Annotated in this window: 18 protein-coding genes; 10 read left to right on the top strand and 8 right to left on the bottom strand. The window is 65.1% G+C overall.

Annotation, left to right across the window (positions count from 1 at the left end):
* The 3 genes from DOM45_RS17985 to gap form a co-directional block, all read right to left on the bottom strand.
* A partial coding sequence (locus DOM45_RS17985) for a dienelactone hydrolase family protein (protein ID WP_110602747.1) occupies positions 1–728 on the bottom strand: 728 nt, incomplete at its 3' end.
* 51 nt (positions 729–779) lie between these two features.
* A complete protein-coding gene (locus DOM45_RS17980; protein WP_162302640.1) occupies positions 780–2,084 on the bottom strand; it encodes a sensor domain-containing diguanylate cyclase in 1,305 nt (434 codons plus the stop codon).
* Positions 2,085–2,813: 729 nt separating this feature from the next.
* On the bottom strand, positions 2,814–3,815 hold the full coding sequence (gene gap / locus DOM45_RS17970) for a type I glyceraldehyde-3-phosphate dehydrogenase (protein ID WP_110602741.1): 1,002 nt from the start codon (positions 3,813–3,815) through the stop codon (positions 2,814–2,816).
* 280 nt (positions 3,816–4,095) lie between these two features.
* Between gap and edd the strand changes: the two genes are divergently transcribed.
* The 5 genes from edd to DOM45_RS17945 all read left to right on the top strand — a co-directional run bounded on the left by edd (position 4,096) and on the right by DOM45_RS17945 (position 9,711).
* Positions 4,096–5,946: a phosphogluconate dehydratase gene (edd, locus tag DOM45_RS17965; protein WP_110602739.1), complete on the top strand. Its 1,851-nt coding sequence runs from the start codon at positions 4,096–4,098 to the stop codon at positions 5,944–5,946.
* Positions 5,943–6,902, top strand: coding sequence for a glucokinase (gene glk, locus DOM45_RS17960; RefSeq protein ID WP_110602737.1), 960 nt, complete (start codon positions 5,943–5,945; stop codon positions 6,900–6,902). Before edd ends, glk begins: the two co-directional genes overlap by 4 nt.
* Entirely contained in the window at positions 6,899–7,807 is a 909-nt protein-coding gene (locus DOM45_RS17955) for a D-hexose-6-phosphate mutarotase (RefSeq protein ID WP_110602735.1), read from the top strand. The genes glk and DOM45_RS17955 overlap by 4 nt, the downstream gene beginning before the upstream one ends.
* On the top strand, positions 7,804–8,679 hold the full coding sequence (locus tag DOM45_RS17950) for an aldo/keto reductase (RefSeq protein WP_240612454.1): 876 nt from the start codon (positions 7,804–7,806) through the stop codon (positions 8,677–8,679). Before DOM45_RS17955 ends, DOM45_RS17950 begins: the two co-directional genes overlap by 4 nt.
* Positions 8,680–8,742: 63 nt before the next feature.
* A complete protein-coding gene (locus DOM45_RS17945) occupies positions 8,743–9,711 on the top strand; it encodes a carbohydrate kinase family protein (RefSeq protein ID WP_110602733.1) in 969 nt (322 codons plus the stop codon).
* Here the strand turns inward: DOM45_RS17945 and DOM45_RS17940 are convergent.
* On the bottom strand, positions 9,685–10,581 hold the full coding sequence (locus DOM45_RS17940; protein WP_110602731.1) for a LysR family transcriptional regulator: 897 nt from the start codon (positions 10,579–10,581) through the stop codon (positions 9,685–9,687). The genes DOM45_RS17945 and DOM45_RS17940 overlap by 27 nt on opposite strands.
* Before the next feature lie 110 nt (positions 10,582–10,691).
* On the opposite strand from DOM45_RS17940, the gene DOM45_RS17935 reads away from it, so the two are divergent.
* Genes DOM45_RS17935 through DOM45_RS17925 form a run of 3 tightly spaced genes read left to right on the top strand, consistent with a single transcriptional unit; the run spans position 10,692 to position 13,279 of the window.
* Positions 10,692–11,438 carry a CoA transferase subunit A gene (locus DOM45_RS17935; protein ID WP_110602729.1) on the top strand — a complete coding sequence of 249 codons (747 nt, stop codon included), beginning with the start codon at positions 10,692–10,694 and terminating at the stop codon, positions 11,436–11,438.
* 1 nt (position 11,439) lies between these two features.
* Positions 11,440–12,087 (top strand): CoA transferase subunit B, encoded by a 648-nt coding sequence (locus DOM45_RS17930; protein ID WP_110602727.1) that lies wholly within the window; start codon positions 11,440–11,442, stop codon positions 12,085–12,087.
* Positions 12,088–12,103: 16 nt separating this feature from the next.
* Positions 12,104–13,279, top strand: coding sequence for an acetyl-CoA C-acetyltransferase (locus tag DOM45_RS17925; RefSeq protein ID WP_110602798.1), 1,176 nt, complete (start codon positions 12,104–12,106; stop codon positions 13,277–13,279).
* Positions 13,280–13,341: 62 nt separating this feature from the next.
* Here the strand turns inward: DOM45_RS17925 and DOM45_RS17920 are convergent, their stop codons facing one another.
* From DOM45_RS17920 to zwf, 4 genes are all read right to left on the bottom strand, one after another.
* On the bottom strand, positions 13,342–14,103 hold the full coding sequence (locus tag DOM45_RS17920) for a 3-hydroxybutyrate dehydrogenase (protein WP_110602726.1): 762 nt from the start codon (positions 14,101–14,103) through the stop codon (positions 13,342–13,344).
* A gap of 161 nt (positions 14,104–14,264) precedes the next feature.
* Positions 14,265–14,927, bottom strand: coding sequence for a bifunctional 4-hydroxy-2-oxoglutarate aldolase/2-dehydro-3-deoxy-phosphogluconate aldolase (locus DOM45_RS17915; RefSeq protein ID WP_110602724.1), 663 nt, complete (start codon positions 14,925–14,927; stop codon positions 14,265–14,267).
* Positions 14,928–14,982: 55 nt separating this feature from the next.
* On the bottom strand, positions 14,983–15,657 hold the full coding sequence (gene pgl / locus DOM45_RS17910) for a 6-phosphogluconolactonase (protein ID WP_110602722.1): 675 nt from the start codon (positions 15,655–15,657) through the stop codon (positions 14,983–14,985).
* Complete coding sequence (gene zwf, locus DOM45_RS17905) at positions 15,644–17,128, bottom strand: glucose-6-phosphate dehydrogenase (protein WP_110602720.1); 1,485 nt, start codon at positions 17,126–17,128, stop codon at positions 15,644–15,646. The genes pgl and zwf overlap by 14 nt, the downstream gene beginning before the upstream one ends.
* A gap of 234 nt (positions 17,129–17,362) precedes the next feature.
* On the opposite strand from zwf, the gene hexR reads away from it, so the two are divergent.
* Positions 17,363–18,223, top strand: coding sequence for a transcriptional regulator HexR (gene hexR / locus DOM45_RS17900; protein WP_110602718.1), 861 nt, complete (start codon positions 17,363–17,365; stop codon positions 18,221–18,223).
* Between the two features lie 117 nt (positions 18,224–18,340).
* Positions 18,341–19,195: a putative selenate ABC transporter substrate-binding protein gene (locus DOM45_RS17895; RefSeq protein ID WP_110602716.1), complete on the top strand. Its 855-nt coding sequence runs from the start codon at positions 18,341–18,343 to the stop codon at positions 19,193–19,195.
* The last annotated feature ends 1 nt before the right edge of the window (position 19,196 follow it).

Here is a 19,196-nt window from a genome sequence, read left to right as displayed (position 1 = left end):
AACGGCAGGTCGTACTCCTGCGCCAGCTCGTCGGCATCCGGATTGGTGAACGCATGCTTGGCGCCGGGGTACTGAACCACGCGAACGTCGGCGCCATCCTTCTTCAGCGCGTCGGCCATGCTGTCGAGCGCTTCCGGGTCCACCAGCGGGTCGTCCTGGCCGTTGTAGATGCGCACCAGCCCATCGAACGGTTGCGGGTTGGTGACGACCTGCGTCGGACTGCCATGAAAGCTGATCGCCGCGTCCAGCGGCATGCCGGCCAACGCCATGTTCATCACCACGCCGCCACCGAAGCAGTAGCCGATCGCTGCCATGCGATCCTCTCGTACCGCCGGATGCTGGCGCAGCGCCGACATTGCCGCTTCCAGACGCGCCCTGGCGGAGGGCCAGTCCTGCATCACCTGACTGGAAAATGCCTTGGCATCCTGAGGATGCTGGGCCACCTTGCCGTCGCCATACATGTCGACGGCCAGCGCGACGAATCCGAGCGCTGCCAGTTGGTCGGCCTTGTGCTTGATGTAGTCGTTCAGCCCCCACCATTCGTGGACCAGCAGGACACCGGGGCGAGGCTCGTCGTCGCTGGCGTTATAGGCGAGATAGCCTTGGTACGTCTGCCCGCCCGTGGTGTACTCGAAGGTCTCTCCCTGGACATGGGGACCTTCGACCTCATCGGCCCAGGCCGACACGCACATCAGGCTGAGCAGCGAGGCCAGCAGTAGTCGTCCCATCCTCTCTCTCCTTCTTATGACTGGCTTGGCGCCTGGCGTGGCCGGCTCCTCTCATGGCGCCTGCTGGACGCGATCCCGGCCGCGCTTCTTGGCATCGCGCATGCCCGCCTCGGCGCGCGCCAACATGATTTCCGCGGACTCGCCATCGCGTCGCCCGGCGACACCAAGACTAACCGAGAACGACAGCCAATGGCCATGGAACTCCACCCGGGTCGAGGCGAAACGGCCCCGCAACCTCTCCGCGATGGTGGCCGTCTCCTGCAGGGACTTGCCGCTCATCAACAGCGCAAAGGTATCCTCCCCGAGCCGGCCGAAGCTGAATCGCTCTCTCAACATCGCCCGACACATCTCGCCGATGCAACTGAGGACGAGATCCCCGCCCTCTCTTCCCCACGCCTGATTGATATCCTCGAAGCGATCGACATCGAACACGATCAGCGTGAACCGGGCCCCGACCTCCCCGTTGGAGAGCGCGTGTCGCAACAATCCCATGAACGGCTCCCGATTGAGCGCAGAGGTGAGCTCGTCGGTCGCGGTATAGGCATCCCACTGCAACGACTGCTGCCGTCGCTGGGTAATGTTCCTGGCAACGGCGACCCAACCCGGCATGGCCGAGGGCTCGGATGCCGGGGTCAGCGGCAGCGGGTAAGGCGAAAAGTGAATCTCGAACCAGCGATAGTCACCGTCCCTATGCCTCAGCCGCAACTCCACGAGCGAAGAGCTCGCGCTGGCGGCCATCTCGACCAGCAGGCGGCGGATGCGGGAGCCATCCTCGGGAGCCATCAATGCGAATAACGACGATGAGAGCAACGACTCGCTGGCCACGCCAAGCGCCCCCTGGGTGTCACCAGCGGCATGGTGGCAATCGAGGTCCTCGTCGAGTGCCATGAGCACGTCACCGCAGTGATCGAGGAGAGACGGCAGCGATGGGCCATCGTGCCCAGCCACAGCGGCGACTCGTGGCTGCAGCAGGCCGACCAGGGTGACGACCACGCCACTCGCGTCACGCTGGATGTTGATGCTGTCGTCGATCGTGCAGCGAGAGCCATCCGACCGCTCGATGACGTAGGAAAGGCGTATTGCCGGACTTCCCAGTGTCAGCGCCTGCTGAAGCTGTTTCAGCACCGCCAACCGCTCGGGCTCTGGAATTTGCGCCAGCCACAGCTCCGGACGAGAACGATGGTCTTCCACCGGCCGATGACTCAAGGTGGCGATGGAGTCGCCGACAAAGCGTAGCTCACCCAACCACCAGGCCGAGTCGGTGACATAGACCGTGCCCGGCAACATCTGTAGCCAATTCTGCGTTTCCGCGTCCGGACTTCCGTCGTCATGCACGAAGGCATCCACTGGGTCCATGCACTCCGGCCTCATTGAGCCGCAGAGACGTTTCCGTGCGGCTGGGTGGTATACGCGATAGCGCTAGCGGGAACCAACGCGACGTCGAGAGGAAGCGTGAGAGTCGAAGGTGGCGCTCTCATCGGATGTCCACCCCCTGTCATCACGGGTATCGGCCTCGGGCCTGCTCGGCCGACCCGATTGGCGACGCAGGCAGGCACTGACGAGCTGGCTCAGCTCATCGCGGGTCAATTCGAAACGTTGTATCCCTGACTGTTCCTGCCAGATCACGAAAATCACCGGCACGGCGCGCGACTGGTCGACGCCAACGATTCTTCCGCGGCGCGGCTCTCCGGGCTCTTGTATCGTTTCGCCAATCAGGCGATGTGCGTTGATGATGGTGTCCTGCATGACGCCGCCAACCTCGGTGCTGGGTGAAAAGGTGAATATCTTCAGACTCACACTAGAAGCGAAGGGTGGGTAAGTCCAAGATCATCAACATGATGCGCAGCATACAGCCTTCTATCGACGCTGAATCGAACGACTTGAGTACGAAATAGGTAGCACTTCGTCCTTAAGCGACCGGCCGAGCCTGCCGGTGCCGAAAGATATGCCATACAAAAAGACGAGGGGCGGCAGAATTCTGCCGCCCCTCGTCGTCATCGTGGCCAAGGCCGAGCTACTACATTCCCGGAACTACACAGGTTCGATCCCCCGGGAACCCGACCTCTCCACTACCCGCCACATCTGTCAGCTTGCCGCCTGCATCGCCAGCGCCGTATCCAACATGCGATTGGAGAAACCCCACTCGTTGTCATACCAGGCCATGACCTTGACCAGACGACCATTCACGCGCGTGTGATTGGCATCGAAAGTGGACGAGTTGGGATCGTGGTTGAAGTCGATGGAGACCAGCGGCTGCGAGTTGACTGCCAGTACCGGCGAGCTGGCCGCCGCCTTGGTGACGATCTCGTTGATCTCCTCCTTGGAGGTGTCGCGCCCGGCGGTGAAAGTCAGGTCGACCAGCGACACATTGATCACCGGCACGCGCACCGCGAGGCCGTCGAGCTTACCGTTCAATTCCGGCAGGACCAGCCCGACGGCGGCCGCCGCCCCGGTCTTGGTCGGGATCATCGACTGCGTAGCGCTACGAGCGCGATACGGATCCTTGTGATAGACGTCGGAGAGATTCTGGTCGTTGGTATAGGCATGGACCGTGGTCATCAGACCATTCTCGATACCGACGGTATCCTGCAGCGCCTGTGCCACCGGCGCCAGGCAGTTGGTGGTGCACGAGGCGTTGGAGACCACCCGATGCTCGGCCTTCAGCGTCCCCTCGTTGACACCGAACACGATGGTCGCATCGGCATCGCCGCTGGGCGCGGAAATCAGCACCCGCCCCGCGCCCGCCTCGATGTGCTTGGCAGCGGCGTCGCGACTGGTGAACAGCCCGGTGCACTCCATCACCAGGTCGACGTTCAACGACTTCCACGGAAGCTGGGACGGATCGCGCTCGGAAAGGATGCGAATGCTATCCCCGTCTACGCTGAGGGTATCGCTGTCGTGGGAGACATCGAACCCGAAGCGGCCATGAACACTGTCATGGCGTAGCAGATGAGCGTTGAGCGCCGGATCGCCGAGATCGTTGATGGCGACGACTTCGATCCGATCCCGATAACCGTTTTCGTACATGGCTCGGAGTACGTTACGGCCAATGCGGCCAAATCCGTTGATGGCGACACGCAATGTCATGGTGCTCTCCTCTTGATGGCGTGACTGAAACGCTGAAGCTGGCGTAATCGAAACGTTGAGTCGGCCGGGTGACGCGCCTGCGCACTACCCAGGCGCGGCATCGGTCGAACGAAAGGATTAGATCGCCGCGCAGTTGTGAATAGCCTAGTACGTAGTCTAGAACATCGTCGCATGAAAAAATATTACCCCAAAAGGCTAATACCAAAGGCGCATTCGCGAACATAAGGGGTATTTTTTGGTAAGTTTACCAAATAAACCTGACAGCTCGATGAGGCATCCCATGACGCTCGACCCTACCCTGGACCGTGTAACGAGGCGCATTGAAGAGCGCTCCGCCGACCGCCGCCGTCTCTATGAAGAGCGGATGCAGCAACAGCATCGCCGTGGCGTCCACCGCGCGGAACTCTCCTGCGGCAACCTGGCTCACGGCTTCGCCGCCTGTAACGCTGGCGACAAGAACAGCCTGAAGCTGATGAACAGCGCCAATATCGGCATCGTCTCTTCCTACAACGACATGCTGTCCGCTCACCAGCCGCTCGAGCACTTTCCCGAACTGATCAAGGACGCCGCCCGCGGCATGGGCAGCACAGCGCAGTTCGCCGGCGGCGTGCCGGCCATGTGCGACGGCGTCACCCAGGGTCAGCCCGGCATGGAGCTGTCGCTGTTCTCCCGCGATGTGATCGCCATGTCGACGGCGGTGGCGATGTCGCACAACATGTTCGATGGCGCACTCTATCTTGGTGTGTGTGACAAGATCGTGCCGGGACTGTTCATCGGTGCCGCGCGCTTTGGTCACCTGCCCGCGGTGTTCGTGCCGGCCGGCCCGATGCCGAGCGGGCTGCCCAACGCGGAGAAGTCTCGCATCCGCCAGCTCTACGCCGAGGGCAAGGTGGGCCGCGACGCACTGCTGGAGGCGGAGTCCGACTCCTACCATAGCGCCGGCACCTGCACCTTCTACGGCACCGCCAACTCCAACCAGCTCATGCTCGAGATGATGGGGCTGCACATGCCGGGCACCTCGTTCGTCAACCCCGGCACCCCCCTGCGCGACGCCATCACCCGTTTCAGCACCGAGCAGGTGATCCGCAATAGTGACCAGGGCGGCGACTACCACCCGTTCTACAAGCAGATCGACGCCCACGCCATCGTCAACGCCATGGTCGGACTTCTCACCTCGGGCGGATCGACCAACCATACCCTGCACCTGGTGGCCATGGCCGCCTCCGTGGGCCTGACCATCACCTGGGACGACTTTGCCGAGCTATCGACGGTCGTACCCGGGCTGACCCGGATCTACCCCAACGGCCAGGCCGACGTGAACCACTTTCACGCCGCTGGCGGCGTCAGTTTCCTGGTCAGACAGTTGCTCTCGGCGGGGCTGATGCATGCCGACGTGCGCACCGCCTTCGGCACCGACATGACCGCCTACACCCAGGAGCCGTTCCTGGAAGGGGACCGGCTGGTCTGGCGCGAAGGCACGCAACAGAGCCTCGACGAAGAGGTGCTGCGGCCGGTAACGCGCCCGTTCTCCGCCACCGGCGGGCTGGCCGTGCTCGACGGCAATCTGGGGCGCGGCGTGATTAAGGTTTCCGCGGTCAAGCCCGAGTTTCGCCGGGTCGAGGCGCCGGTACGACTCTTCGACGACCAGAGCCAGGTCAAGGCGGCCTTCGAAAGCGGCGAGCTGGATCGCGACGTCATCGTCGTGGTGCGCTTTCAGGGCCCCCGCGCCAACGGCATGCCGGAGCTGCATCAATTGACCCCTTTTCTGGGCGTGCTCCAGGATCGAGGACACAAGGTCGCGCTGGTCACCGATGGGCGAATGTCAGGTGCCTCTGGTAAGGTACCTGCGGCGATCCATATCACCCCGGAGGCGGTCGACGCCGGCCCCATCGCCTATCTGCGCGACGGCGATCGGGTACTGCTCGACCCCGACAATGGCGTGCTGGAGGCGCTGGTCGATGCCGAAACCTGGGCACAACGCGAACCGGCGTCCTGCGATCTGGACCACTATCATCAGGGAATGGGCCGCGAACTGTTCGCCGGCTTCCGCCAGTTGGTCGGCGGTGCCGAGGAAGGCGCGGCAACCTTTGGCGGCTTCGACGCCGCCGACTTGCCCGGAGGGCACACATGACGACACCCGCCCTGATCGGCGACATTGGCGGGACCAACGCGCGCTTTGCGCTGGTCATGCCCGGCAGCGTCGAGCTTCAATCGATCGAGACGCTGCCCTGCGCACGCTACGCCGGACTGGTCGAAGCCATACGGGCCTATCTCGAGCAGGTCGGTGCCGAAGCGCCCCGCGAGGCGTGTCTGGCCTTCGCCTGCCCGGTCCACGAGGACTGGGTCAAGATGACCAACAACGACTGGGCCTTCTCCAAGAAGGCGGTCGCTCACGAACTGGGGTTGTCGAACTTCAAGGTCATCAACGACTTCACCGCCCAGGCGCTGGGCATCCCCCACATCGACGCCAAGGATCTGGTCAAGATCGGTGACGGCGAGGCCGAGGCCCGCCGCCCCCGCCTGGTCATCGGTCCCGGAACCGGACTCGGCGTGGCCGGGCTGATCCCCAGCCAGCGCCACTGGATTCCGCTCACCACGGAGGGAGGTCACGCCACCTTCGCCCCCACCGACCAGCGTGAGCGGCAGTTGCTCGACTACTTCCGCGCCCGCTACGGACGCGTCTCGATCGAACGCCTGCTTTGCGGCCAGGGCCTGCTCGATCTCTATCTGGCCCACGCTGCCCTGCTCAACGTCACCGCCAGCTACAACACCCCGGCGGAAGTGACCGGCGCGGCGCGGGCCGGCGACCGCGTCGCCCGCGAGGCGCTGCTGCGCTTCATCAAGATCCTCGGCTCCTGCGCCGGCGATGCCGCCCTCACCCTCGGTGCTCTGGGCGGCGTCTACCTCTGTGGCGGCATCACGCCACGCCTCGTCGAATGGCTGCCGCGCAGCGATTTCCGCCGCGCCTTTGCCGACAAGGGCCGCCTGAGCGCCTACAATGCCGGCATTCCCACTTGGGTAGTGACCGCGCCCTGGACCGGGCTGCTGGGGGCGGCGGAAGCCCTGCACAACGAGGAGGTGACATGATTCCCGATACGCTGCGGCAGTTGGTCGACGCGACCGACGGTCAGCGGGAAGCCGAGTGGCAAGGCCGGCGCCTGTTGCTGATCAACGCCGACTGGGGCGAACTGGCGATCTCGCTGCAGGGCGCCCAGGTGCTCCACTTTCTACCTTTCGGCCCCGAAGCCGCAGGTGCCCCACCGGCACCCGGCACGGAGGGTGGCTGGCTGTGGGTCACGCCGACACCGCAACCCATGCCCGGTGCCATCCGCGGCGGGATTCCGCTCTGCTGGCCGTGGTTCGCCGACGAGTCGCCCGATGGCAAGGGGCCCATGCATGGCCCTGCCCGCACGGCGGCGTGGCGGGTCGATGCCGTCGACGACAGCGTCTCCGGTAGCGGCGTCGAGATCCATCTCTCCCCCGAGGAGCGACTGCACGACCAGCTCGTTCCCAGTGCCGTGGTGCATGCCAACGACCAGCGCCTGAGCGTCGAACTGATGACGCGCCACACCGGCACCGCCCCGGTCAAGCTGACGGGCGCGCTGCATACGTACTTCGCCGTCGCCGACACCCACCGGTGCCGTGTCGAGGGGCTGGCCGGCGCACGCTATCTGGACAAGCTCGAACACTTCGCCGAGCACCACCAGCAGGGCGAACTCGGTATTCGCGGTTCGCTCGACCGCATCTACCAGTCGAATCGCCCGGTGATCCTCGATGACGGACAGCGCCGACTCGCGATCACCAAGCAGGGCAGCGATTCCACCGTGGTCTGGCATCCGGGCGATGACCTGCCCGGCGACACCCCGGCCGCGGCCGGAATGCGGTTCCTCTGCGTCGAGGCCGCCTGTACCCGGGTCGACCCGGTCTGGCTGGTGCCGGACGGTCAGCATCTGCTCTCCACCACGATCGCGCGGGAGGCGACCTCGGCGTGAGTGACGACCTGGTTTTCGACTCGCCCTTCATCCTGGGCATGATGCGTCTCCACGAGCGGCCCGAATTCGACGATGTCGAGAAGTTCGCCGACTGGCTGGAGGCCCGGGTGGACCAGGGCCTGCACTGGTTCGATCATGCCGACAGCTACGGCAACCACCTGGGCGAGCAGCGCTTCGGCGAGGCGCTGGCCCGTCGACCATCGCTCAAGTCCAGGGTGCGGGTGGTGACCAAGGGCAATATCATCCTGCCGCATCGCGACACCTCGCCGTTCGGGGTCAAGCATTACGACACCTCCGAACGCCATCTCACCCAGGTCATCGATGGCTCGCTCTCGCGGCTCGGTGTCGACCGACTCGATCACTTCCTGCTCCACCGCCCCGATCCGCTGATGGACACCGAGGCCACGGCCCGAGCTCTGGACGACGCCATCGCGGCCGGCAAGGTCGGTGCCGTGGGTGTCTCCAACTTCCTCCCGGAGCAGTGGCGTCGTCTGCAGGCCGCCATGCACAACCGGCTCGGCGTCCACCAGCTCGAGCTCTCGCTGGCGCATCCGGATGCCCTGTTCGACGGCTTCTACGACGCCATTCTGGCCGACGGGCTGGCACCCATGGCCTGGTCACCGCTGGGCGGCGGCTCGGTCTTCGAGGACGTTCTCGGTACCGCGCTCTCGCGCCTTGCGGAGCAGCTCAATTCGACCACGGCGGGACTGGCGCTCGCCTGGCTGCGGCGGCTGCCCGGCAAGCCGGTGCCGGTGACCGGAACGTTGAATGAAAGGCGTATCGACAATTTGCTGCTGAGCGGTAATCTCGAACTCGATCGCCCGACGTGGTTCGCGCTGCTCGAGGAAGCACGCAGTCACCGAGTGCCGTGATGACGTTCGATGTGTGCAACGCCCGCATCCTAGATTCCCGTTAGACAAGAGAGTCGGTAACCCATGACCCCCATCATCGCGTTCGGCGAAGCCCTCGTCGACATGTTGTCCAGCCGTCTGGGCGACGACAGCGGCCCCGAGACCTTCACGCCCTATGCCGGCGGTGCGCCGGCCAATGCCGCCGTGGCCTGTGCCCGCCAGGGCATTCCCAGCCTCTTCCTGGGCATGATCGGTGACGACCGTTTCGGCGACTTCCTGGTCGACGAACTGACCCGCTACGGGGTCGACACCCAGCACGTGGTGCGAACCCGTGAAGCCCGCACCGCCTTGGCCTTCGTCTCCCGCGATCGCCAGGGAGAGCGCCAGTTCGATTTCTACCGCCCTCCCGCCGCCGACCTGCTTTATCGCCGGGAACACCTGCCGCCCGGCATCTTCACCGAACCGGCCCTGGTCCATCTGTGCAGCAACAGCCTGACCGATGCCGCCATCGCCCGCACCACCCTCGACCTCGCCAGCATCGCCCGCCGTGGCGGCTGCCTGATCAGCGTCGATGTCAATCTGCGCGCGATGCTGTGGCCCCAGGGCAATGTCGATATCGCTCTGGTCGAGCAGTTGCTCGAACGGGCCCATCTGATCAAGCTCTCCACCGAAGAGCTGGATGCGCTTCGCGGCGATCGCAGTGCCGAGGAGTGGATCAGTGCCAGACTGGCCAAGGGCGCCCGACTGATCGTGATCACCGACGGCCCGGGGCCGGTGAGCGCCCATCTGGCGGATCGTCAGCTTCAGGCGGTGCCGCCCAACGTCCAGGCGGTCGACACCACCGCCGCCGGCGACGCCTTCATCGGCGGCCTGCTGGCGTCCCTGTCCCGCGCCGGAGTGGCCTGCGAGACCCTTGGCGACTGGCTGGCCGACGACGCCAAGCTGAACGAGGCCCTGACCTTCGCCTGTCGCTGCGGCGCCTTCGCGGCGACGCGACCCGGCGCGTTCGTCTCGCTACCGGGCACCTCAGACCTCAACGATCTCCCGAGCTGAATCCTCCATCAGGGCGTGAAAAGCGCTCGCGGTCGAGGAGAGCTGCTGGTCGGCACGCTTCACGATGCCGACCGGCCGCTCGATCGCCGGCTCGGAAAGCGCCAGACAGCGCACCCCCAGCGCCTCCATCTGGGCCCGGCACAGGGCCGGCACCGCGCTCACGCCCAAGCCCTTGCCGACCAGTTGGCCGACCGTGGCCAATTGATGGCTCTCCAACTCCACCGGTAGCGTCATGCCGTGCCGCGACAGCTGCCGCTCCAGCATCACCCTCACCTGGGATGGCCGCTGCAGGGTGATGAACGGGTAGGCCAGCAGCGCCGCCCAGATCGTCGACGCCTGCGCGGCGAGCGGCGACGTCGGCGGCACCGCCGCCACGAAGCGATCGTGATGGAGCGGGGTGAATGACAGCGCCGGCTGGCGTGGCGGCTCGAAGGCGATCCCGAACTCCACGCGCTGGGCCAGCACCATCTCCACCACCTGCTCGTTGATCACATCGTGAATGGTGACGCTGATGCGCGGGTAGCGCTGGCGAAAATCCGCGATCAGTGGCGGCAGGCAGTTGGAGGCAAAGGATGGCATGGCGGCAATCGCCAGATGCCCCTGCTGCAGATGAAAACGCCGCCTCATGGCATCCTCGGCGTCATCCCACTCGGCCAGCAGCCGACGCGCCACCGGCAGCAGCGCCTCGCCCTCGGGGGTGAGCCGCACCTGGCGAGTGGTACGCGAGAACAGCGCCCCGCCGAGCTGTGACTCCAGCGACTTCACCGCCAGACTCAGCGCCGACTGGGTCACGTGCAGGCGCTCGCAGGCCTGCGCGAAACTCAATGTCTGCGCCACGGCAAGGAAGGCGCGGAGTTGCTTGATGGTCATCAAAACGCCCAATTAATGAGAAAAACTCGACAATTATCGGCGAAAATAAATTTAATTACAGCGCGGCGAGCGGTCATAGTCTATCCAGGACATAACAACCGAGGCTCGCCATGACCCAGCACGCCACTACCCAGACGCGCCCCGCCGGGACGCGCAGCGGAAAATGCTTCGACAGCGCCCAGGCCGCCCTCGATGGCCTGATCGAGGATGGCATGACCCTGGCCGTCGGCGGCTTCGGCCTGTGCGGCATCCCCGAATCGCTGATCGCGGCCCTGCGCGACACCGGCAAGAAGAATCTGACGGTGGCCAGCAACAATGCCGGCGTCGACGGCTTCGGCCTCGGGCTGCTGCTCGAGTCGCGCCAGATCCGCAAGATGCTCTCCTCCTACGTGGGCGAGAACAAGGAGTTCGAGCGCCAGTATCTCTCCGGCGAACTCGAACTGGAGTTCTGCCCCCAGGGCACCCTGGCCGAGCGGCTGCGCGCAGGTGGCGCCGGCATCGCTGCCTTCTTCACCAAGACCGGCTACGGCACCAAGATCGCCGAAGGCAAGGAAGTTCGCGAGTTCGACGGCGAGCATTACGTCATGGAGCGCGGCCTGCCGGTCGACGTGGCGCTGGTCAAGGCCCAGGTCGCCGACAAGGCTGGCAACCTGCGCTTCAACAAGACCGCGCGCAACTTCAATCCGCTGGCCGCCATGGCCGGCAGGATCTGTGTCGCCGAGGTGGAGGAGATCGTCGAGACCGGCGCCCTCGACCCTGACGATATCCACCTGCCGGGCATTTTCGTGCACCGCATCGTGCATAACCCGACCCCGGAAAAACGCATCGAGAAACGCACGCTCAGGGAGGGAAACTGAGATGCCCTGGAACAAGGAACAGATGGCGCAACGCGCCGCCGGCGAGCTTCGGGACGGCTTCTACGTCAACCTGGGCATCGGCCAGCCGACACTGGTGGCGAACTACATCCCCGACGGCATGGAAGTCTGGCTGCAGTCGGAGAACGGTCTGCTCGGCATCGGCCCCTTCCCCACCGAGGAAACCCTCGACCCCGACCTGATCAACGCCGGCAAGCAGACGGTCACCGCCCTGCCCGGCTCTAGCTACTTCGACAACGCCGAGTCGTTCGCGATGATCCGCGGTGGCAAGATCAACCTGGCGATCCTGGGCGCCATGCAGGTCTCCGAACAGGGGGACCTCGCCAACTGGATGATTCCCGGCAAGATGGTCAAGGGCATGGGTGGCGCAATGGATCTGGTCGCCGGCGTGCAGCGCGTGGTGGTATTGATGAGCCATACCGCCAAGGGCGAGCACAAGATCCTGAAGGCGTGCAATCTGCCACTGACCGGAGTCGGGGTGGTCGACCGCATCATCACCGATCTCGGCGTGATGGACGTCACCGCCGAGGGGCTGGCGCTGGTCGAGCTGGCGCCCGATGTCACGCTCGAGGAGATTCGCGAAGCCACCGGCTGCGAGCTGATCGACCAGCGGGAGGCCACCCATGCCTGATGTCAACGCAACCACCCTGCGCGACGTGGTCATCGTCGCGGCCACGCGCACGCCGATCGGCACCTTCCAGGGGGGGCTTGCCAGCGTCCCCGCGGTGACCCTGGGAGCGACCGCCATCCGTCGCGTCCTCGAAGGTATCGACCCGGCCGGCGTCGATGAAGTGATCATGGGCCATGTGCTGCGCGCGGGCCTGGGCCAGAACACCGCACGCCAGGCGTCCATCGAAGCCGGCCTGCCGGACAACGTGCCGGCGATGACGGTCGACAAGGTCTGCGGCTCCGGCCTCAAGGCCGTGCATCTGGCCGTCCAGGCGATCCGCTGCGGCGATGCCGAAACCATCGTTGCCGGCGGCATGGAGAGCATGAGCCTGGCGCCCTACGTGCTGCCCAAGGCGCGTACCGGACTGCGCATGGGCCACGCCGAGCTGCTCGACAGCATGATTCACGACGGCCTGTGGGACGCCTTCAACGACTACCACATGGGCATCACCGCAGAGAACGTGGCCGAGCAGTGGGACATCTCCCGCCGCGATCAGGACGCCTACGCCGCGGAATCCCAGCGGCGCGCCTCGGCGGCGCGGGAATCCGGCCGCTTCGATGCGGAGATCACTCCGGTCAGCGTGCCTCAGCGACGCGGCGATCCCATCGTGATCGAACGTGACGAGCAGCCGCGAGACGGTGTCACCGTCGAGTCTCTGGGCAAGCTCAAGCCAGCCTTCTCCAAGAGCGGCAGCGTCACTGCCGGCAATGCGTCGTCGCTCAACGATGGCGCCGCTGCCCTGCTGATCATGAGTGCCGACCGTGCCGCCAAGCTCGGGCTTCCGGTTCTTGCCACCATTCGCGCCTACGCCAACGCCGCCGTCGATCCGGCGACCATGGGTATCGGCCCGGTCCCGGCGACTCGACGCTGCCTGCGGCGAGCCGGCTGGACGATCGACGATCTGGATCTGATCGAGGCCAACGAGGCGTTCGCCGCCCAGACGCTCGCCGTGGCCAAGGATCTGGGGTGGAGCCAGGACAAGGTCAACGTCAATGGCGGCGCCATCGCACTGGGCCATCCCATCGGCGCTTCCGGCGCTCGAATTCTGGTGACGCTACTGCACGAGATGCAGCGCCGCGATGTCAAGCGCGGCTTGGCGACGCTCTGCATTGGCGGCGGCCAGGGGGTGGCCACGGCCGTCGAACGACACTGAACGCCCATCCGACGCGCGGCCAGGTGCCCATGGGGCGCCTGGCCGCTCGCGACGACTTTCTCTCAGCGCGCCGTCCATCCCAGGTCGATGGCCCAGTCCGCACCGGTGACGGCAGAGGCCTGGTCCGAGGCGAGGTAGGCCACGACGCCAGCAACCTCCTCCGGCTCGATGAGTCGCTTGATGGCGGCCCCGCTCAGCATGATCTTCTCGATCACTTCCGACTCATCCATCCCATTCAGCGTCGCCTGGTCTGCGATCTGGCGCTCCACCAGCGGCGTGCGCACGTAGGCCGGGCAGATCGCATTGGCGGTGATGCCATGCTCGCCACCTTCCAGCGCGGCTGTTCGTGTCAGACCGATGAGGCCATGCTTGGCGCTGACGTAGGCCGATTTCCCCGGGGATGCCACGTTGGCATGGATGGAGGCGATATTGATGATCCGCCCCCACGCCTTTTCGCGCATATGCGGCCATGCGGCCTGGGTCAGCAGAAATGGCGCGGTCAACATCAGGTCGATGATCTTGCGCCACTTGTCCGGCGGAAAATGCTCGATATCGGCGACATGTTGGATGCCGGCGTTGTTGACCAGGATATCGACGCTGCCGAAACGTTCCACCGCCGTACCGATCACCCGGGCGCACTGCTCACCCTCGGTAAGATCGGCTTCGAAGAAGGTGGCACCCACGGCTTCCGCCACGGCCTTGCCGGCCGGATTGGCGTCGACGGCCATCACGCGGATGCCCTGGTTCGCAAGATTTTCCACTACCGCACGGCCGATACCACTACTCGTGCCGGTCACCACCGCCACTCGAGAACGTTCGCTCATGCCTTCTCTCCAGTCCTGGACGAGGAATCCCCTGACAGCACAGTGTGGCGCCGTCAGGGGACGAGGGGTATTCCTCAAAAGCCGTGAGCCCTTCGAGCAGCACGAGGTCACCTGGCTGTCGACGCGCGCCCGAACCGACAATCATCGGCCCGTCCCGTGTCTCAGCGCGGATAGCGCTGCGTCGCCTCCCGGGTCAGGCGCGTGATGCCAGCCCAGTCCTCCTGGTCGACGAGCGACTTCGGCGCCATCCAGGAACCGCCGATGCACATCACGTTGGGCAGTGCGAGATAGTCGCCGGCGTTGTCGACCGTCACCCCGCCGGTCGGACAGAACAGCGCCTCGGGCAACGGGCCGCCAAAGGATTTGAGCGCCTTGGCGCCACCGTTGGCTTCCGCCGGGAAGAACTTGAAGCGGCGATAGCCGTACTCCCAACCCGTGACGACCTCGGAAACCGTGGCCACACCGGGCAACAGCGGTACGTTACTGGCAGTGCCGTGCTCGAACAGGGCTGGCGTCGTGCCGGGCGTGACGACGAAATCGACACCGAGCTCCTCGCAGATGCGATATTGATCGATGCTCAGTACCGTACCGGCGCCCACTGTCACGTCGGGCAACTGCTGCTGAATGCGCTTGATGGCATCGACCGCACAGTCGGTGCGCAAGGTGATCTCGAGCACGTCGAGCCCGCCGTCGACCAGCGCCTGCGCCAGCGGTACGGCGTGTTCGAGACGCTCGATGACCAGCACCGGAATGATCGCCGTGGACCGGCAGATCGCATCGAGGCGATCGGTCTGGGAAATCGGCAGTTGTGATTCGGATCGCATATCGGAATGGCTCCTTTGATGGGTACCCGGCCCTCAAGCAGGCGGGGGTGGCGCGTCAGGGCGCCCAGTAGAGGGTAAGGGGGCAGGTCAGGAAGGCACGGATCGGCAGTTCGCGGACATCGTCTCCACTGAGCGCCTGGGCCAGCACCGCTTTCTTGGCGTCGCCGACCAGATGCAGCGCGTGGCGGCGGGCATCGTGAAGCCGGGCCGCGCTCAGGGTGATGCGCGGCTGCGGGACGCTGGGCGCCCGCACGGCCACGACGCTGTCATCCGTACTCAATGCCAGCGAGAGCTCGCCGCTGTCCGGAAACAGCGAGGCGGTATGACCATCGTTGCCCATGCCGAGCACGACCAGACTGGCCGGCCAAGGTAGTGTCGCCAGGCGGGCGGCGACCGTCGCCGCGCCCTGCTCCGGCGTGGAATCGGTGGTGGTCAGCGAGTGAAAGGTCGCCGCCGCGGCCCGCCCGGTCAGCAGGGTCTCCCGGACCAGCCGCGCGTTGCTGTCGGGGTGATCCTCGTGCACCCAGCGCTCGTCGGCGAGGGTGACATCGACCCGCGACCACGCCACCGGCTGCTCGGCCAGCCGTCGAAGGAACGGCAGCGGGGTCGAGCCGCCGGAGACGACCAGCAGCGCGCGAGGCTGGCTGGCCAGGTCCTCGGTCAGTGCCTGGGCGGCGGCGGCAGCCAGCTGCGCGCCGATCTGCTCGCGGGCGCTCTCAGTAATCTTCATACCAGGAACGACCATCCTGCGTGATCATCGCGATGGAGGCCACGGGCCCCCAGGATCCGGCCGGATAGCGACGCGGCGGGATATCCCGCTTTTCCCAGCCGGCGATCAACTGATCGACCCACTTCCAGGCGTACTCGACCTCGTCGCGACGGACGAACAGGTACTGCTGCCCTTTCATCACCTCGAGCAGCAGACGCTCGTAGGCATCCGGAATCCGCTCCTTGGGAAAGGCGTGGTTGAAGTCCAGGTGCAGCGGGCCGGGACGCAGCCGCATGCCCTTGTCGAGACCGCCATCCTTGGTCAACACCTGCAGCGCGATGCCCTCCTCCGGCTGGAGACGGATCACCAGTTTGTTGGCGGCGAGGTTGCGCTGATCCGGATCGAAGATGTAGTGCGGTTGCTGACGGAAGTGGATGACGATCTGCGACAGCTTTTCCGGCATTCGCTTGCCGGTTCGCAGATAGAACGGCACGCCGGCCCAGCGCCAGTTGGCGACCTCCAGGCGCATGGCGACGAAGGTTTCCGTGGTGCTGGAGGTGTTGGCGTCCTCCTCCTCGAGATACCCCGGAACGCTCTCGCCTTCCATGGTACCGGCAACATACTGCCCACGGACCACGTGCCGGTTGAGATCCTCTCCCTCCAGCGGCTTGAGCGCCTTGAGTACCTTGACCTTCTCGTCACGGATGGCATCCGCATCGAGATTGGCCGGGGGGTCCATGGCGAGCATGGTCAGCAATTGCAGGAGATGGTTCTGGACCATGTCGCGCAGTTGGCCAGCCTTGTCGAAATAGCCCCAGCGGCCCTCGATACCGACCTGTTCGGCCACGGTGATCTCGACATGGGAGATCTGGCTCTGGTTCCACTGGTTGCCGAACATCGGGTTGGCGAAACGCAGTGCGATCAGGTTCTGGACCGTCTCCTTGCCCAGGTAGTGGTCCATGCGGTAGATCCGCGACTCGGGGAAGACCGCGCCAATGGCGTCGTTGATCTCGTGGGAGGAGTCGAGATCGTAGCCGATCGGCTTCTCGACCACGACCCGCGACTCGCCGTCGAGGCTGCCACTCTGCTCGAGATTGGCACAGATCGCCCCGTAGATGCTGGCGGGGACCGCCAGGTAGATGGTCAGCGGGCACTGGGAGTCCGGACTCTCGGCGTGCCAGTCCCGAATCTTCTCGTAGCCGTCGACGGTATCGAAATCGAGCTGGGTGTAGTCGAGCCGAGCCAGGAACCGGTCCAGGCAGGTCTGCTCGAGCTCCTTGGCCTTGACCCGCTTCTTGAGCATTCCCAGCACCACGCTGCGGAAACTGTCGGCGTCGTGCTCACGTCGTGCCAACCCCAGAATCCGGGTGTCGGCCCCCAGCAGGCCATCGCGATCCAGGTGATAGAGCGCCGGGTAAAGCTTGCGCAGCGCCAGGTCGCCGAGCGCACCGAACAGAGCCAAATCCACGTTGGGCGTTGCCTCTCGAGTCATTGCCTCCCTCCACCAGAGTCGTTAATTTACGAATAAAATACGCCATGCGAATGGCTTTTGACATGCAACTTCGTAACTAAATTACCTCACCAGACCATTATATCGTGTCCAGCCGCCAGCGAGCGCCTGCGGCCTCGACGCTCGCCGCTTGGCGCTGGTGTCGCCAGAGGCTAGGATGCAGGGCCTGTATGACGAATCAATCATCATTCCGCCGTTAGGAGATGCCCCGCAACCATGGCAATGCACGATCTCATCGCCCGCATTCGTTCGCGGGTCGACGACCTGAATCGCTCGGAACGCAAGGTTGCCGACGTCATCCTCCAGGACCCCAATGCGGCGATTGGCATGAGCATAGCCACTCTGGCACAGGCTGCCACGGTGAGCGAACCCACGGTCAACCGTTTCTGTCGCAATTTCGAGACCAAGGGCTACCCGGACTTCAAGATCCAGTTGGCGCAAAGCCTGGCAGGCGGCACCCCCTACGTCAGCCGCAGCGTCGAAAGTGACGACGCCGCCGCCGCCTATACCGACAAGATCATCGGTGCGACCATCGCGGCGCTGGACGAGATCCGTCGCGGCGTCGACCCCAAGCGCATCGAGCGCGTCGTCGACCATCTCTCCCAGGCGCGTCAGATCCACTTCTTCGCGCTGGGCGCATCGGCGCCGGCGGCCTTCGACGCCCAGAACAAGTTCTTCCGCTTCAATCTGCCGGTCGGCGCCTACAACGACGTGCTGATGCAGCGGATGATCGCCGCGGCGTCGCACACCGGTGACGTCATCGTAGTCATCTCCTACACCGGCAGGACCCGCGACCTGGTCGAGGTGGCTCAGGTCGCCCGCGAAAGCGGCGCCCTGGTCATCGGCATCACTCGCGACGGGTCGCCGCTGGCCAGCGTCTGCACCGACATCCTCCCGGTCGACCTGCCGGAGGACACCGAAGTCTACATGCCGATGAGTTCGCGCATGATCCACATGGCGCTGATCGACGTACTGGCGACGGGCGTGACGCTGCGCCGAGGCGAGTCCTTCCTGCCACACCTCAGGACCATCAAGGAAAGCCTGCGTCCGACCAAGTTCCCGCCGAAGGGGGGATGACGCCAGCCGCTGCTGCGGCTTAGGCGGATCGGTCATTTCCTACGACCACGCCGATTAATCCCGGTGCCACATTGCGGTTATCATGTGCGTCTTCTCACTCACCCGAGGTCGCCGCTCATGCGCTGGATGTTCGCCCTGGTCCTGACAATGGTCTGCTCGACCGCCAATGCCGCCGACACCTTCCGCTTCACCGCCATTCCGGACGAGGACCAGTCGCGCCTGGTCGAGCGCTTCTCCAAGGTCGCCGACTATCTCTCGGACAAGCTCGGGGTCGATGTCGAGTACGTCCCCGTCACCTCCTACGGCGCCGCGGTCACCGCCTTCCGCAACGACCAGGTCCAGTTGGCGTGGTTCGGGGGACTGTCGGGCGTGCAGGCCCGGCAACTGGTACCGGGCTCGAAAGCCATCGCCCAGGGCGCGGAGGATGCGGAGTTCCGCAGCTATTTCATCGCCAATACCGCAACCGGTATCGAACCGAATCAGGAGGAGCTTCCCGACTCGGTCGCCGGACACTCGTTCACCTTCGGCGCCAAGACATCGACATCGGGCCGCTTGATGCCGGAGCACTTCATCCGCCAGCGCTTCGATGAAGCCCCCGACCAGCTCTTCTCCCGCGTCGGTTTCTCCGGCGACCACACCCGTACCATCGCGCTGGTCGAGTCCGGCACCTACGACATCGGCGCGGTGAACTTCACCGTGTGGGAAGCCGCCGTCGAGGATGGCCGCGTCGACACCGACAAGGTCGAAGTGATCTGGGAATCACCGACCTATCCGGACTACCAGTGGACCCTGCGTGGCGACGCCGACGAGCGTTACGGCGAGGGATTCACCCAGAAGGTGCAGCAGGCCCTGCTCGACATGACCGACCCCGCCCTGCTGGAGAGCTTCCCGCGCTCGGGCTTCATCCCGGCCAGCAACGACGACTACGCCCCGATCGAGGCGGTAGGGAAATCCATCGGCCTGCTGCGCTGAC

It is taken from the genome of Salinicola lusitanus, from assembly GCF_003206045.1.
Classification (GTDB): Bacteria; Pseudomonadota; Gammaproteobacteria; order Pseudomonadales; family Halomonadaceae; genus Salinicola; species Salinicola lusitanus.
This window is presented reverse-complemented; position numbering and strand designations above follow the sequence as displayed.